Annotated in this window: 16 protein-coding genes; 10 read left to right on the forward strand and 6 right to left on the reverse strand. The window is 69.5% G+C overall.

Annotated features, from left to right (window positions below):
* Nucleotides 1-6: 6 nt before the first annotated feature.
* The 6 genes from TMZ1T_RS15525 to TMZ1T_RS15550 form a co-directional block, all read right to left on the reverse strand.
* Nucleotides 7-975, reverse strand: coding sequence for a chemotaxis protein (locus tag TMZ1T_RS15525; RefSeq protein WP_004309316.1), 969 nt, complete (start codon nt 973-975; stop codon nt 7-9).
* A gap of 16 nt (nt 976-991) precedes the next feature.
* Nucleotides 992-1984 carry a flagellar motor protein MotB gene (gene motB / locus TMZ1T_RS15530; protein WP_004309315.1) on the reverse strand — a complete coding sequence of 331 codons (993 nt, stop codon included), beginning with the start codon at nt 1982-1984 and terminating at the stop codon, nt 992-994.
* A 76-nt stretch (nt 1985-2060) separates the two neighbouring features.
* The gene (gene motA, locus TMZ1T_RS15535; protein WP_004309314.1) at nt 2061-2915 is read right to left on the reverse strand and encodes a flagellar motor stator protein MotA; all 855 of its coding nucleotides are present in this window, start codon (nt 2913-2915) and stop codon (nt 2061-2063) included.
* 192 nt (nt 2916-3107) lie between these two features.
* Nucleotides 3108-3695, reverse strand: a complete 588-nt coding sequence (flhC, locus tag TMZ1T_RS15540) for a flagellar transcriptional regulator FlhC (protein WP_004309313.1) — start codon at nt 3693-3695, stop codon at nt 3108-3110.
* Between the two features lie 10 nt (nt 3696-3705).
* Complete coding sequence (gene flhD / locus TMZ1T_RS15545) at nt 3706-4023, reverse strand: flagellar transcriptional regulator FlhD (protein WP_012585869.1); 318 nt, start codon at nt 4021-4023, stop codon at nt 3706-3708.
* A 156-nt stretch (nt 4024-4179) separates the two neighbouring features.
* Nucleotides 4180-6108 (reverse strand): diguanylate cyclase, encoded by a 1929-nt coding sequence (locus TMZ1T_RS15550; protein ID WP_012585870.1) that lies wholly within the window; start codon nt 6106-6108, stop codon nt 4180-4182.
* 144 nt (nt 6109-6252) lie between these two features.
* Between TMZ1T_RS15550 and TMZ1T_RS15555 the strand changes: the two genes are divergently transcribed.
* From TMZ1T_RS15555 to TMZ1T_RS15600, 10 genes are all read left to right on the forward strand, one after another.
* Nucleotides 6253-6801 (forward strand): NUDIX hydrolase, encoded by a 549-nt coding sequence (locus TMZ1T_RS15555; protein WP_004309310.1) that lies wholly within the window; start codon nt 6253-6255, stop codon nt 6799-6801.
* A 96-nt stretch (nt 6802-6897) separates the two neighbouring features.
* Nucleotides 6898-7482: an electron transport complex subunit RsxA gene (gene rsxA, locus TMZ1T_RS15560; protein ID WP_004309308.1), complete on the forward strand. Its 585-nt coding sequence runs from the start codon at nt 6898-6900 to the stop codon at nt 7480-7482.
* Nucleotides 7483-7495: 13 nt separating this feature from the next.
* Nucleotides 7496-8047, forward strand: coding sequence for an electron transport complex subunit RsxB (gene rsxB / locus TMZ1T_RS15565; protein ID WP_004309306.1), 552 nt, complete (start codon nt 7496-7498; stop codon nt 8045-8047).
* The gene (gene rsxC, locus TMZ1T_RS15570; RefSeq protein ID WP_012585871.1) at nt 8047-9768 is read left to right on the forward strand and encodes an electron transport complex subunit RsxC; all 1722 of its coding nucleotides are present in this window, start codon (nt 8047-8049) and stop codon (nt 9766-9768) included. Before rsxB ends, rsxC begins: the two co-directional genes overlap by 1 nt.
* Before the next feature lie 7 nt (nt 9769-9775).
* On the forward strand, nt 9776-10792 hold the full coding sequence (locus TMZ1T_RS15575; RefSeq protein WP_004309303.1) for an RnfABCDGE type electron transport complex subunit D: 1017 nt from the start codon (nt 9776-9778) through the stop codon (nt 10790-10792).
* A complete protein-coding gene (locus TMZ1T_RS15580) occupies nt 10789-11457 on the forward strand; it encodes an RnfABCDGE type electron transport complex subunit G (protein WP_004309301.1) in 669 nt (222 codons plus the stop codon). The genes TMZ1T_RS15575 and TMZ1T_RS15580 overlap by 4 nt, the downstream gene beginning before the upstream one ends.
* Nucleotides 11458-11459: 2 nt before the next feature.
* A complete protein-coding gene (locus tag TMZ1T_RS15585; protein ID WP_012585872.1) occupies nt 11460-12179 on the forward strand; it encodes an electron transport complex subunit E in 720 nt (239 codons plus the stop codon).
* A gap of 17 nt (nt 12180-12196) precedes the next feature.
* Nucleotides 12197-12829, forward strand: coding sequence for an endonuclease III (gene nth, locus TMZ1T_RS15590; RefSeq protein ID WP_004309297.1), 633 nt, complete (start codon nt 12197-12199; stop codon nt 12827-12829).
* Between the two features lie 97 nt (nt 12830-12926).
* Complete coding sequence (locus TMZ1T_RS15595; RefSeq protein ID WP_004309293.1) at nt 12927-13361, forward strand: DUF1841 family protein; 435 nt, start codon at nt 12927-12929, stop codon at nt 13359-13361.
* A 194-nt stretch (nt 13362-13555) separates the two neighbouring features.
* Entirely contained in the window at nt 13556-14683 is a 1128-nt protein-coding gene (locus TMZ1T_RS15600) for an aminotransferase class V-fold PLP-dependent enzyme (RefSeq protein WP_004309292.1), read from the forward strand.
* Nucleotides 14684-14741: the final 58 nt, after the last annotated feature.

The raw sequence follows: 14741 nt of genomic DNA on the forward strand, positions 1-14741 counted from the left end.
TCTTCCTCAGCGTCCGCTCGCGGCCTCGGCCATGCCGAGCAGCCGGGTCAGCACCTGGGACAGGCGCTGCGGTTCGAACTTGGACACGTATTCATCCACCCCGACAGAGAGGCCGAGCTGGTGGTTCGAGCTGCCCGACAGCGACGAGTGCATGATCACCGGGATGCCGGCGAAGCGGCGGTCGGCCTTGATCTGGCGGGTGAGCATGAAGCCATCCATCTCGGGCATCTCGACGTCGGTCAGCACCAGGCTGACGAAATCGGCGACCTTGCGACCATTGGCCTCGGCGCGCGCCGCGACCCGGGAGAGTTCCTCCCAGGCCTGGCGGCCGTTGACCGCGCCGACGTGGCGCAGGCCCATGGCATCCAGGGTCTGGGAGATCTGCTTGCGCGCCACCGAGGAGTCGTCGGCGAAATACACCACGTGGGCATCGGCACCCGGCAGCGGCGCGATGTCGCGGAACAGGAAGGCGTCGTCGTAGCGCGAGGTCTCGGAGAGCACGCGCTCGACGTCGAGCATCATCACCAGGCGGCCGTCGGCGAGCGAAGTCACCGCGGTCACCAGCCCGCCCAGGCGCGCGGTGAGCATCTCGGGCGGCACCCGCATCTGCGACCAGTCCAGGCGCAGGATGGTGTCGACACCCTCGACCAGGAAGCCCTGGGTGTGGCCGTTGTACTCGGTGACGATCATGATCTCGCGCGCAGCATCGTCACCGACCCCGACGTAGCGGCCGAGATCGACCACCGGGACGAGCGCGCCGCGCAGGCTCACCATGCCCTGCACCGCGTCGGGCATGTCGGGCGCGGCGGTGATGGTCGGCCGGCGCATCACCTCGCGCACCTTGAAGACGTTGATGCCGTAAGTCTCGCGGCAGCCGCTGCGCGCGTCCACGCCGAGCGTGAACAGCAGGATCTCGAGCTTGTTGGTGCCGGCGAGCCGGGTGCGGGCGTCGATGTTCTTCAGCAGTTCGGACATGGCTGCAGCCTTGGATTCAATTGGGCGCCGGGACAATCCCCGGGCTTCCCCTCATATCGGCCGGATTGCGCCCGACTTGAGCACCGCCCGGCGGCGGCGTGGCGCCGGGCGCCTGCTGGCTGCGCATCGCCTCCTCGGCCGCACGGTTGAGCACCACGATGCTGATGCGTCGGTTCGCGGGGTCGAGCGGATCGCCCGGATTCAGGTGCGCGGTGTCGGCAAGGCCAACCACGCGCAGCATCTTGCCCGCCTCCAGCCCGCCCGCCACGAGCTCGCGGCGCGCGGCGTTGGCGCGGTTGGAGGACAGCTCCCAGTTCGAGAAGCCGCGCTCGCCGCCTGCGTATTGGGCCGAGTCCGTGTGGCCGGACATGCTGACACGGTTGTCGACATCGTTGAGCGCAGCGGCGATCTCGCGCAGCAGCTCGCGCGTATAGGGGCGCAACTCGGCGCTCGCCGAGGTGAACATCGGCCGGTTCTGCGCGTCGACCAGCTGTATCCGCAAGCCCTCGCTGACGATGTCGATGAGGAGCTGGTTCTTGAACTGGCGCAGCGAGGGGTTGGCCTCGATGACCGCCTCGAGCTTGCCCTTGAGGTCGATCAGGCGCGCGCGTTCACGGCGCTCGGCGATCGCCTGCGCGGTGGCCTCGGCCTCGCTCTTGACGCGCGCGGGCGCGGCGTCGAGATTGATCGCGCGCGTGCTGGGGGTGTCGCCCCTGCGCACCTGGCCGACCTTGCGCGAGAGGTCCTCGCCACCGCCCTTGATGATGCTCGAGCTGTCGCCGGTGCCTTCGCCGCCCTGCATGGCGAGCTTGAGCGGGTTCTGGAAGTAGTCGGCGATGCCCTCGAGGTCGCCCTGCGCGGTCGAGCCGAGCAGCCACATCAGCAGGAAGAAGGCCATCATCGCGGTGACGAAGTCCGCGTAGGCGATCTTCCATGCACCGCCGTGGTGGCCGCCACCGCCCTTCTTGATGCGCTTGACGACGATCGGTTGCTGGGTATCGTCGCTCATCGCGCAACTCCGCACGCCGGCGCAGGGCGCGGCGCCTGGGGACGACGGGAGTCAGGGACGCGGGGGCTCATCGCGTTCAGCCCTTGCGGTTCTTGATTTCCTGCTCGAGCTCGGCGAAGCCCGGGCGGTCGGTCGAGTACAGCACCTTGCGGCCGAACTCCACCGCGACCTGCGGCGCATAGCCGTTCATGCTCGCCAGCAGCACCACCTTGATGACCTGGTAGATCTTGCCGCTCTCCTCGACCTTCTGCTCGAGCTGGCTGGCGATCGGCGCGACGAAACCATACGAGACCAGGATGCCGAGGAAGGTGCCGACCAGCGCGCCGCCGATCATCTTGCCCAGCACCGCGGGCGGCTGACCCACCGAGCCCATCACGTTCACCACGCCCATCACCGCCACCACGATGCCGAAGGCGGGCACCGCATCGGCGACCTTGGAGACCACGTGCGGCGCCTGGTGCGCCTCCTGGTGGTGGGTCTCGATCTCCATGTCCATCAGGTTCTCGATCTCGAAGGCGTTGAGGTTGCCGCCCACCATCATGCGCAGGTAGTCGGTCATGAACTCGACCGCGTGATGGTCGGCGGCGACGCTCGGGTACTTGGAGAAGATCGGGCTGGAGTCGGGGTTCTCGATGTCGTTCTCGATCGACATCAGGCCTTCCTTGCGCACCTTGGCGAGGATCTCGAACAGCAGCGCGAGCAGGTCGACATAGAGCGCCTTGTTGTACTTCGAGCCCTTCACCGCCAGCGACAGCGAGCCGAGCGTGCCCTTGATCGCCTTCGGGCCGTTGCCGGCGACGAAGCCACCGATCATCAGGCCGATGATCGCGAGGTACTCCATGGGCACCCACAGCGCGGCCAGGCTGCCATGCACCGCGTAGGTGCCCAGCGAGGCGGCGAGGATGATGACGTAGCCGATGATCAGGAACACGGGGAAACTCCGAAGCGTTTCGCTGCGCCGCGCACGGACCGGCACGGCTCTCGCAGGGGATAACGGCGGCGGCGGGAGGAACTTGAACGCGCCGGGGCGCGACGCCACGCCGTGCGCGGACGTGACATGGGCCGCCTGTTTCCAGCGCGGCCCATGTAGGAACCTGCATGCGGGCCGGAGGGCCCGCCGGGGTCAGGCGACGACCGCCTTGCGGCTGGCGGCCGTCGTCTTGTGCGTGGGCGCGACCGCCTTGCGGGTGGTGGTCTTGCGGCGCGCGGAGCCGGCGCGCGAGGGCATGTTGCACAGGCCGCACACGTAGTCGTGCACCGGATCGTGGGCGTGGGCGACGAACTCGCCGCCGCAGCGGGTACACGCGGCCATCTGCAGCAGGTCGGCGTCGAAGAAGCGCACCAGGGTCCACGCGCGCGTGAGGCTCAGCGCGGGCTCGATCACGCCGGTCTCGATGTGGTCGAGATAGAGGTGATAGGACTTGAGGATCGCGTCCAGGCCGTGCACGCCGGCCGGGCCGGTGAAGTAGCGGTACAGGTTCATGAACAGCGAGGAATGCACGTTCGGCTGCCAGGTCATGAACCAGTCGGTGGAGAACGGCAGCATGCCCTTGGGGGGCGAGGCACCGCGGACTTCCTTGTAGATCCTGAGCAGCTTCTCGCGGCTCAGCCTGGTCTCGACCTCGAGCATCTGCATGCGCGCACCGAGTTGCACCATCTCGACCGCACGACGCACGTCGTCGGCCTCTTCGATCACACTCTTGTTCTTCATTCGGCACTCCTCAGCGCGCATCGGCCGCCGCCTTGCCGGCGGCGAGGATCGCCGCGTGCAGGCCCGCGCTGGCGGCATCCCGCCCTTCGCCCGCCATGAGCCGGGCCAACTGGGCATCGTCGAAGCGGAAGCAGGGCAGCAGCGTCGGACTGGACGCCATCCTGACCAGCTTGGCCGCCGACATCGACTCGATCAGGTCCGCGAAGGCCTCGCCGATCCCGAGCCGGAACAGCGCGGTCGAGCGGTCGTCGCGCAGCATCTGCTGTGCCAGCATCAGGTAGGCGAGGTTGAGTTCGCGGATTTCTTCCTGGAAGTCGGGGCGATCCATGGTTTTCCATCCCGCACGGGGATCAACGTCTGCAAGTTAAAGTAGTTTCTCAGGAGCGGCAAGCCGCTCCCCCCGGCTCCGTGCCGCATTTCACGCACAAGGTGTCGCCCCCGAACAACACCTGCCGGCGGGGCGGCCGCGCCTTCCCGCCGGCATTCAGCCCGCGCCGGACTGGAGCTGGAGTGCGGCGATGCAGTTGCGGCCACGCTGCTTGGCACGATACACGCTGTCGTCGGCACACTTGATCAGTGCATCGACGCTGCCCATGGCGGGCACGCGCATGGCCACGCCGACGCTGGCAGTGAGGAAGATCTGCGGGCCGCCGGTCTCGACCGGACTGGCCTGCACGGCCACGCGCAGGCGCTCCGCGACCAGCATCGCCGCCTTCAGGTCGGTATCGGGGCATAGCACCAGGAACTCGTCGCCACCGGTACGGCAGATCAGGTCCTGGGCGCGCAGCGCGCCACGCAGGGTCGCCGCGGCCTGGCGCAGGGCCATGTCGCCGACGTCGTGCCCATGGGTGTCGTTGATGGTCTTGAAGCCGTCGAGGTCGACGATCATGACCGAGAAGGCGCGACCGTGACGCGTCGCCGTGGCCCACTCGGCCTCCATCGCCTCGATCGCCCGACGGCGGTTGGGCAGACCGGTGAGCGGGTCGGTCAGCGCGGCCTCCTGCAGGCGGCGGTTCGAGATCGACAGCTCGGCGGCGAAATTGCGCAGTTCCTCGCGCTCGTGCTCGAGTTCCTGCTGCAACACCAATGTGCGCACGCAGGCACGCAGGCGCACGGTCAGCGCCGCACGTCGCAGCGGACGGACGAGGAAGTCGTCAACCCCGGCGCCGGAGGCGGCCAGCAGGCGCGCCTCGTCGTCGCTGCCGAGCATGCAGATCACGTACACGCCGCGTCCGAGGCGCATGTCGCGCAGGCCGCGCACCACCCGTTCCCCCTCCTCCGACCAGTCCGCGACCAGCAGTTGCGGCTGGACGTCGAGCGCGGCCTCGAGCGCGGCGTCCGCGCCCGCAGCGGTGAACGGGACGATCCCCGCGGCTTCGAGCTCGCCGCGCAGCAGCTCGCGGTCCTCGCGCGCGCCGGCCACGACCAACGCACGCATCGGCTGCGGACCAGCGGCCTCGGCGGCCACCTTGGGCGCCTCGCCAACCGCATCCACCGCCGCGCTGCCCACCTCGGCGAAGCGGGGCGCGTCCTCGGTGCGGATCTGCAGCAGCTTGCCCCACTCCGCCCAGTCGCGCCCGACGCGCTCGCACAGCGAGACGAACTCGCCGCGCCCGAGGCCGAGGCGGCCCGCCAGGCGCAGCATCGGCGCCATCAGACGCACGTGTTCGGAATCGGGCGCGAGGCACAGCTGCGCCACCGCGCGCGCCAGCACGAGGCACTGCACGATCCCGGCCTCGCGCGAATCCTCCGCGTAGCCGGCCAGCTCGGGCTGTTCGTGGAAGCGCACCGGTTGCACCAGCGCGTCCGGCACCCCCCAGTCGGCAAGCATGGCGGCACCGAGCTCGCGGTGGTTCATCGCGAAGGCCTGGTCCTCGAGCACCACCTGCTGCAGGGCGGGATCGCGCTTGAGTTCCGCGAGCAGGCGGGAGAAGGCCTCGGGATAGAGGGTCGCGAGCGAGAGCTCGCCCACGCGCGCGAGCAGGCCGAGGCTGAACGCCTCGTCGGGTGCGACCACCCGCACGCGCTGGGTGAGCGCCTGCATCGAGATCGCCATCAGCAGCGCGGAGGACCAGAAACGCGGGTAGTCGAAGCCCTGGCAGGTACCCTTGCGGTAGGTCGACAGCAGCGAGAAGCCCAGCGCCAGCGTGCGCACGGCGGGCAGGCCGAGCACCATCAGCGCTTCCTGCACCGACACGATCGCGCGCCGGTTCTCCGCGATGAGGCCATTGGCCGCCTTGATCAGGCGCCCGACGAAGGCGGGATCGCCCTTGATCACGCGGCCGAGCTCGGCCAGCGAGACGTCGGGCGCCTGCGTGAGCCGGATGATCGCGAGCGCCACGCCGCGCGGCGAAGGCAGGTCTCCCGCCGCCTTGAGCTGCGCATATCGCTTCATGTCGATCGGTTGCGGCATCCCTTTACACTCCCTCGCTCGCTGTCGCCGGCCGATTCTGGCACAGAGCCCGCTTCATCGGCCGACTGGCGTCATTCTTTAGGCCGTGCTGCCGGCAGACGGGTCAAAGCAGGCTAGAATCGCCGAAAACCATTGTCCGCGACCATGAAATACTGCTCGAATTGCGGCGCCACCGTCGCCTTCCGCATCCCGCCCGGGGACACCCTTCCCCGCCACGTCTGCGAGCAGTGCGGCACCATCCACTACCAGAACCCCAAGTTGGTGGTGGGCGCGCTGGCCGAGTGGGAAGACCGCGTGCTGCTGTGCCGGCGTGCGATCGAGCCGCGCCACGGCATGTGGACGCTGCCGGCCGGCTTCATGGAGAACGAGGAAACCACCGCCCAGGCCGCCGCCCGCGAGACCCTGGAGGAGGCCTGCGCGCGCATCGAGGTGGGCGAGCTGTACACGCTGATCGACGTGCCGCACATCAGCCAGGTCCACATCATCTACCGCGCCCGCCTGCTCGACCTCGACTTCCGCCCCGGCGAGGAGTCGCTCGAGGTCGCGCTGCTGCGCGAGGACGAAATCCCCTGGGAGCGGATCGCCTTCCGTTCGATCGCGATCAGCCTGCGCCACTTCTTCGACGACCGTCGCAGCGGCCGCTGGCAGCTGCACACCGCCAGCCTCGCCCCGCCGCCACCGGATTGGCGCTGAGGCCCGGAGGCCCGGCCGATACATGCTCCCGCATCAGGGTTGATGCGGGACTCGGGCGCGGAGGATAATCCCGCAATTCCCTTCCGCGCGCGGATCATGACCAGCTACATCTTCGTCGTCATCGGCGCCGTCCTGGTGAACAACGTCGTACTCGTCCGCATCCTCGGGCTGTGCCCGTTCATGGGCGTGTCGAAAAAGCTCGAGACCGCCATCGGCATGGGCGCGGCCACGACCTTCGTGCTCACCGTCGGCGCCGGCACCAGTTACCTGATCGACCACTACCTGCTGCAGCCCTTCGATCTCGGCTACCTGCGCACGCTGGCCTTCATCGTCGTGATCGCGGCGATCGTCCAACTCACCGAGCTGATCATCCAGAAGACCAGCCCGCTGCTGCACCAGGTGCTGGGGATCTACCTGCCGCTGATCACCACCAACTGCGCCGTGCTCGGCGTGCCCCTGCTCAACGTCGGCTTGAAGCACGACCTGCTCGAATCCCTGTTGTTCGGCTTCGGCTCCTCGCTCGGTTTCACCCTCGCGCTCGTGCTGTTCGCCGGCATCCGCGAGCGCCTGGACGGCGCCGACGTGCCGATCGCCTTCAAGGGCACCGCGATCGCGATGATCACCGCCGGTTTCATGAGCCTCGCGTTCATGGGCTTCGCCGGCCTCGACCGCTTCCACTGAGGCCCGCTCCACCATGATCACCGCGATTCTCGTGATGGCCGGCATCGCCATCGTGCTCGGCCTCACCCTGGGCTACGCCGCGATCCGCTTCAAGGTCGAGGGCGACCCGCTGGTCGAGAAGATCGACGCCATCCTGCCGCAGACCCAGTGCGGCCAGTGCGGCTTCCCCGGCTGCAAGCCCTACGCCGAGGCGATCGCCAACGGCGAGGCCGACATCAACCAGTGTCCGCCCGGCGGCGAGGAGGGCGTGCGCAAGCTCGCCGACCTGCTCGGACGCGAGTTCAAGCCGCTCTCCGAAGAGCACGGTGTCGAGAAGCCGAAGTCGGTCGCGGTCATCGACGAGCAGGTCTGCATCGGCTGCACGCTGTGCATCCAGGCCTGTCCGGTGGATGCGATCGTGGGCGCGGCCAAGCAGATGCACACCGTGGTCGAGCCGCTGTGCACCGGCTGCGAGCTGTGCGTGGCGCCCTGCCCGGTCGATTGCATCGCGATGGTGCCGCTGGCCGAGACCGTGCACACATGGAAATGGAAATACCCGGTGGTCGAGATGCGGAGGGTCGCCTGATGCTGCGTGAGCTTTTTCGCTTCCATGGCGGCGTGAAGCCCGCAACCAACAAGAGCGCCTCGACGACCTCGCCGATCGCTAAGGCCCCCATCCCCGCGCGGCTGGTCGTCCCCCTGCACCAGAGCCTGGGCAGCCCCGCCATCGCCCTGGTCGAGCCCGGCCAGCGCGTGCTCAAGGGGGAACGCATCGGCGCGGCGGGCGGACGCCTGTCCGCCGCGATCCACGCACCCACCTCCGGCGTGGTGCGTGCGGTCGAGCCGGCGCTGGTCCCGCACGCCTCGGGCCTGCGCGAACCCGCGGTGATCATCGAGAGCGACGGCGAGGACCGCTGGGCCGAGCCCGAACACATCAACTACCGCATCACCCCGCCCGACGAGGTGCGCGACTTCGTGCGCGATGCCGGCGTGGTCGGCCTCGGCGGCGCGGTGTTCCCCACCCACCAGAAGATGCGCCCCGGCAGCGGCGGCAAGACCCGCACGCTGGTGCTCAACGGCGCCGAGTGCGAGCCCTTCATCACCTGCGACGACATGCTGATGCGCGAGCGCGCCGACGGCATCGTCTCCGGGGCCGCGATCCTGCGCCACATGCTGCAGGCCGAGGAAGTCCTGATCGGCATCGAGGACAACAAGCCCGAGGCGATCGCGGCGATGCGGCAGGCGGTCGCGGCGGCGGGCGAGCACATGGAAGTGGTCGCCGTCCCCACCCGCTATCCCGCCGGGGGCGCCAAGCAGCTGATCCGCGTGCTCACCGGCATCGAGGTGCCGCACGGCGAGCGCTCCACCGACTACGGGGTGCAGTGCTTCAACGTCGGCACCGCCTACAGCGTCCACGAGGCGCTCGAGCTCGGCCGCCCGCTGGTGTCGCGCATCGTCACGGTCGCGGGCAACGTCGAGCGCCCGGGCAACTACGAGGTCCTCATCGGCACGCCGATGGACGAGCTGGTGCGCCTGTGCGGCCCGCGTGCGGACACCCGCTTCCTCGTCATGGGCGGACCGATGATGGGCGTGCGCATGCCCGCCTTCGACGTGCCGGTGGTGAAGGCGACGAACTGCGTGCTCGCGGCCAACGACAAGCTTTTCCCGCCGGCTCCGCCCGAGCAACCCTGCATCCGCTGCACCGAGTGCGCCAAGGCCTGCCCGGTCGAGTTGCAGCCCTTCGAGCTGTACTGGTTCAGCCGCTCGAAGAATTTCGGCAAGGCACAGGAATACCACCTCTTCGACTGCATCGAGTGCGGCTGCTGCGCCTACGTGTGCCCCTCGCACATCCCGCTGGTCGACTACTACCGCTTCTCCAAGGGCGAGATCTGGGCGCGCGAGCGCGAGAAGGCGGCCGCGGACCAGGCACGCGAGCGCTTCGAGTTCCGCAACTTCCGCCAGGAGCGCGAGAAGGCCGAGAAGGCCGCCAAGCTCGCCGCCAAGGCGGCCGAGACGCGCGCCAAGCTGGCCGAGGCCGGCACGGCCGAAGCGCCGGCGGCGGCCGAGGCCCCCGCCGCGGAAGATCCCAAGAAGGCCCTGATCGCCGCCGCGCTCGCCCGTGCCAAGGCCCAGAAGGCCGAGATCCAGCCGCAGAACACCGACAACCTCAGCCCGCAGACGCAAGCCGAGATCGCCGACATCGAGGCCCGCCGCAAGGCGCTCGAGGCGGCCGCGGTCCCGGCTTCGACCGCACCCGCGCCGCAAGCCGCCGACGCGACGGACCTCCCCGACGAGCCTCGCCCCTGAGCCCCGCATGATCCACTCTCCCTACGTCCGCAAGGCGGTCAGCGTGCAGCGCACGATGGGCCTCGTGCTCCTCGCGCTGATCCCCGGAATCGTCGCCCACGCACTGCTCATCGGCCCCGGCGTGCTGGTGAACCTGGCGATCTCCACGATCACGGCGGTGGGCGCGGAGGCGCTGATGCTGCATCTGCGCAAGCGCCCGGTGGCGATCGCGGTGGGCGACCTCTCGGCCGTCGTCACCGCCTGGCTGGTCACCTTGTGCTTCCCGCCGATCGTGCCGTGGTGGCTCACGGTGTGCGGCGCCCTGGTGGCGATCGTGGCCGTCAAGCACCTCTATGGCGGCCTCGGCCAGAACCCGTTCAACCCGGCGATGATCGCCTACTGCTCGATGATCGTCGCCTTCCCGGCGCTGATGTCGCAGTGGCCGCCGGCCGGCCAGCTGTCCTTCGACACCCAGCTTGCGCTGATCCTCGGCGGAGCGCGCGACATCGACGGCATCACCGGCGCCACCGCGCTCGACGCCCTGCGCACCGGGCTGCGCTCGGGAACCCAGACCGTCGATGCGGTGCTGCAGGGCTCGGCCTTCGGCGCGCTCGGCGGGCGCGGCTGGGAGTGGATCTCGGTCGGCTATGTCGCCGGCGGCCTCTTCCTGCTCGCCAAGCGCATCATCACCTGGCACATGCCGCTCGCCTTCATCGGCGTGCTCGCCGGCATCTCGACCCTGTTCTGGCTGCTCGATCCGGGCCGCTTCGCCTCGCCGCTGTTCCATCTCGCCAGCGGCGGCGCGATGCTGGCGGCCTTCTTCATCGTCACCGACCCGGTCTCGGGTGCGACCACCCCGCGCGGCAAGCTGCTCTTCGCCGGCGGCATCGCGTTGATCGCCTGGCTGATCCGCAACTTCGGCGCCTACCCGGAGGGCATCGCCTTCGGGGTGCTGCTGATGAACATGTGCGTACCCCTGCTCGACATGAAGACCCAGCCGCCCGTCTTCGGTCACCACAAGGACGCGAAGGGAGGCGGCAAATGAGCGCGCGCTATTCCGCGACCCGCACCGCCCTGCGCACCGGGGCGATCATGGTGGTGTTCACGCTGGTGTTCACCGCCTTGATGGCCGCCACCCACCGTGTCACCCAGCCCGCGATCGAGGCCTCGGCACAGGATGCCCAGCGCCGCCTGATCGACGAGGTGCTGCCGCCCGGCAGCTACGACAACGACCTGCTCGCCGACGTGGTGCGCTTCGGTCCGGCGCCGCAGATCGGCATGGACGAAGGCGGGCGGGTGTGGCGCGCGCGCAAGGGTGGCGAGCCGGTGGCGCTGATCGCCGAGGGCGCGGCCACCGACGGCTACTCCGGACGCATCGCGCTGCTGGTGGCGGTCAATACCAACGGCCTGCTGTCGGGCGTGCGCGTCACCCAGCACAAGGAAACCCCGGGCCTGGGCGACTACATCGACCCGAAGAAGGACCGCCGCAAGGACATGCCCTGGATCGGCCAGTTCGCGATCGCCACCTGGAAGGACGTGAACACCGCCGCATGGACCGTGCGCAAGGACGGCGGCACCTTCGGCTACCGCACCGGCGCCACCATCAGCGCCCGCGCCGTGGTGCGCGCGGCTGGACGCAGCACGGCGTTCGTGGTCGAACGCATGGACGCGCTCTTCGCCGCCCCCTCCGGCGGCGTGCTGGGAGAATGAGCATGAGCCCGCAACAATTCCGCGAGATCGCCTGGAACGGCCTGTGGAAGCAGAACACCGGCCTGGCGCAGCTGCTCGGCCTGTGCCCGATCCTCGCGATCAGCACCAGCATGGTCAATGCGGTCAGCCTCGGGCTGGCCACCATCCTCGTGATGGCGATGTCCAACCTCGCCGTGTCGGCGCTGCGCAACTTCATCCCCTACGAGATCCGCATCCCGGTCTTCGTCCTGATCATCGCCGCGCTGGTCACCGTGGTGGATCTCTCCTTCAACGCCTTCTTCCACGACCTCTACCTGGTGCTCGGCATCTTCATCCCGCTGATCGTCACCAACTGCATCGTGCTCGCGCGCGTCGAGGCCTATGCGGCCAAGAACGACCCGCTCACCTCGACGGTGGACGGCATCATGATGGGCATCGGCCTGGTGTGGGTGCTCGCGGTGCTCGGCGGCATGCGCGAGCTGCTCGGCGCCGGCACGCTGTTCTCGGGCATCGAGATGATCCTCCCCGGCGCCTCGGCGTGGAACGTGTTCGGCGACGGCTACCCCGGTTTCCTGATCGCCATCCTGCCGCCCGGCGCATTCTTCGCGCTCGGCGTGCTGATCGCCGCATTCAACGCCATCAACGTGCGCCTGGCGGCGCGCGCGCGGCGCAATCCGCCACCCGCGCCGACACAGACAGCCGAGCCGAAAGAAGACGCTGCCGAGCCGGCCGCCGCGGGCTGAGGACGCGCATGGCAGCGATGAAGCGCGAGGCGATCCGCGAGTTTTTCCGCCGCCTGCACGAGGCCGAACCGCACCCGCAGACCGAACTCGAGTACGCGTCGCCCTATCAGTTGCTGGTCGCGGTGGTGCTGTCCGCCCAGGCCACCGATCGCAGCGTCAATCTGGCCACGCGCAAGCTGTTCGCGCTCGCCCCCACGCCCGAGGCCATGGTCTCGCTCGGCGAGGAAGGCATCGCCGAGTGCATCAAGAGCATCGGCCTGTTCCGCAACAAGGCGAAGAACACCCTCGCGCTGTCGCGCCTGCTGCTCGAACGCCACGGCGGCGAGGTGCCGGCGGTGCGCGAGGCGCTCGAAGCCCTGCCCGGCGTCGGCCGCAAGACCGCCAACGTGGTGCTCAACACCGTCTTCCGCCAGCCGGCGATGGCGGTCGACACCCACATCTTCCGCCTCGCCAACCGCACCGGGCTGGCCCCGGGCAAGGATGTGCTGGAGGTCGAGAAGGCGCTGCTGCGGCGCGTGCCGAAGGACTACCTGCTCGACGCCCACCACTGGCTGATCCTGCATGGCCGCTACGTGTGCACCGCGCGCAAGCCCAAGTGCGGCGAGTGCGGCGTGCGCGACCTGTGCCTGTGCCGCGACAAGACCGACTGAAACCCGACGCGGACGCCCGCCGGCGCGCACTGCGCCCGCACCGCACCCGCGCCCGAACACCCCGCGCCCGAGTGCGCAAGAGAACCGAGGACCCGACATGTTCAACCCCAGCCGCGACCAGGTGCGCAGCTTCTTCATCGACACCTGGCGCAAGGCGCGCGCCAAGGAAGTGCTGACGCCGATGGAGACCATCGCCGCCGACATCATCGCGCTCCACCCCGAGTACCACGCCGTGGTCGAGGACCCGGAGGCGGTGCACCGCGACTTTCCGCCCGAGGCCGGGCAGATCAACCCCTTCCTGCACCTGTCGCTGCACCTGGCCATCGAGGAGCAGCTTTCGATCGACCAGCCGCCCGGCATCCGCGCCGCCTTCGAGGCCGCCTGCCAGCACCGCGGCGACCGTCACGACGCCATGCACGACGCGCTCGAGTGCCTCGGCGAGATGCTCTTCGACGCCCAGCGCAAGGGCACCCCGCCCGACGGCGCGGCCTACGTCGGCGCGCTGCGCAAGCGCGCCGGGCTGGCGCTCTGAACGCAGCCCGATCGGACGCCGTTCGCCCTCCGCGCCTCGCCCTGCACGCGGGCGAGGCGCTAGAATGATCGCTTTCGGACGAATGGATCGGGCCCGCCTCGACGAGGCCCGGGGCCGATCCCGGCCCACGCCCCGCCCACCTCATTCCCGCCCCCCTTCTTCCTCGAAGAATCCCCGCTCCCCAGGAGGTCTCCATGCCCGGTCTGCTCACCCACGTCGATCCCGATGGCCTGCTCGAATACTCGGTGGTCTATACCGACCGCTCGCTCAACCACATGTCGCAGGCCTTCCAGGGCGTCATGCGCGAGCTCTCGGCGACGCTGAAGAAGGTCTACCACGCCCACGCCGTCGCCATCGTCCCCGGCAGCGGCACCTTCGGCATGGAAGCGGTCGCGCGCCAGTTCGCCACCGGCCGGAAGACCCTGGTGATCCGCAACGGCTGGTTCAGCTACCGGTGGACGCAGATCTTCGAGATGGGCGACATCCCCGCCGAATCCGTGGTGCTCAAGGCCCGCCAGGTGCGCGACGAGGCGCAGGCGCCCTTCGTCCCGGCGCCGATCGACGAGGTCGTTGCGGCGATCCGCCAGCACCGCCCCGACGTGGTGTTCGCCCCGCACGTCGAGACCTCGGCCGGCATGATGCTTCCCGACGACTACCTGCGCGCGGTGGCCGACGCCACCCACGCGGTCGGCGGCCTCTTCGTGCTCGACTGCATCGCCTCGGGCACGATCTGGGTGGACATGGACGCCACCGGCGTCGACGTGCTGGTGAGCGCGCCGCAGAAGGGCTGGAGCGCCTCGCCGTGCTGCGCGATGGTCATGCTGAGCGCCGCCGCGCGCGAGCGCATCGAGGGCACCACCAGCACCAGCTTCGCCTGCGACCTCAAGAAGTGGCTGCAGATCATGGAAGCCTACGAGGGCGGCGCCCACGCCTACCACGCCACCATGCCCACCGACGGCCTGGTCACGCTGCGCAACGTGATGCGCGAGACCGAGGCCTACGGCTTCGACAAGGTCAAGGCCGAGCAGGTGGAACTCGGCGCTGGCGTGCGTGCGCTGCTCGAGGCGCGCGGCTTCCCGAGCGTGGCCGCCGCGGGCTTCCAGGCCCCGGGCGTGGTGGTGAGCTTCACCACCGACGACGGCATCAAGACCGGCGCCAAGTTCGCCGCCGCCGGCCTGCAGGTCGCCGCCGGCGTGCCGCTCGCCTGCGACGAGCGTCCCGACTACAAGAGCTTCCGCGTCGGCCTGTTCGGGCTCGACAAGCTGCACAACGTCGCGCGCACCGTCGCCACGCTGGAGAAGGCGCTCGATCAGGTCGGCTGATCGGGCTCGCCCCACCCGACCGGGGGGCCACTCGCCCGAGACCCGACGCCGCATGCGC

It is taken from the genome of Thauera aminoaromatica (assembly GCF_000021765.1).
Lineage (GTDB): Bacteria > Pseudomonadota > Gammaproteobacteria > Burkholderiales > Rhodocyclaceae > Thauera > Thauera aminoaromatica.

Coding starts and splice junctions, on each gene's coding strand:
- TMZ1T_RS15525 (WP_004309316.1), bottom strand. CDS start 975: ATGTCCGAACTGCTGAAGAACATCGACGCCCGCACCCGGCTCGCCGGC.
- motB (WP_004309315.1), bottom strand. CDS start 1,984: ATGAGCGACGATACCCAGCAACCGATCGTCGTCAAGCGCATCAAGAAG.
- flhC (WP_004309313.1), bottom strand. CDS start 3,695: ATGAAGAACAAGAGTGTGATCGAAGAGGCCGACGACGTGCGTCGTGCG.
- flhD (WP_012585869.1), bottom strand. CDS start 4,023: ATGGATCGCCCCGACTTCCAGGAAGAAATCCGCGAACTCAACCTCGCC.
- TMZ1T_RS15550 (WP_012585870.1), bottom strand. CDS start 6,108: ATGCCGCAACCGATCGACATGAAGCGATATGCGCAGCTCAAGGCGGCG.
- TMZ1T_RS15555 (WP_004309310.1), top strand. CDS start 6,253: ATGAAATACTGCTCGAATTGCGGCGCCACCGTCGCCTTCCGCATCCCG.
- rsxA (WP_004309308.1), top strand. CDS start 6,898: ATGACCAGCTACATCTTCGTCGTCATCGGCGCCGTCCTGGTGAACAAC.
- rsxB (WP_004309306.1), top strand. CDS start 7,496: ATGATCACCGCGATTCTCGTGATGGCCGGCATCGCCATCGTGCTCGGC.
- rsxC (WP_012585871.1), top strand. CDS start 8,047: ATGCTGCGTGAGCTTTTTCGCTTCCATGGCGGCGTGAAGCCCGCAACC.
- TMZ1T_RS15575 (WP_004309303.1), top strand. CDS start 9,776: ATGATCCACTCTCCCTACGTCCGCAAGGCGGTCAGCGTGCAGCGCACG.
- TMZ1T_RS15580 (WP_004309301.1), top strand. CDS start 10,789: ATGAGCGCGCGCTATTCCGCGACCCGCACCGCCCTGCGCACCGGGGCG.
- TMZ1T_RS15585 (WP_012585872.1), top strand. CDS start 11,460: ATGAGCCCGCAACAATTCCGCGAGATCGCCTGGAACGGCCTGTGGAAG.
- nth (WP_004309297.1), top strand. CDS start 12,197: ATGAAGCGCGAGGCGATCCGCGAGTTTTTCCGCCGCCTGCACGAGGCC.
- TMZ1T_RS15595 (WP_004309293.1), top strand. CDS start 12,927: ATGTTCAACCCCAGCCGCGACCAGGTGCGCAGCTTCTTCATCGACACC.
- TMZ1T_RS15600 (WP_004309292.1), top strand. CDS start 13,556: ATGCCCGGTCTGCTCACCCACGTCGATCCCGATGGCCTGCTCGAATAC.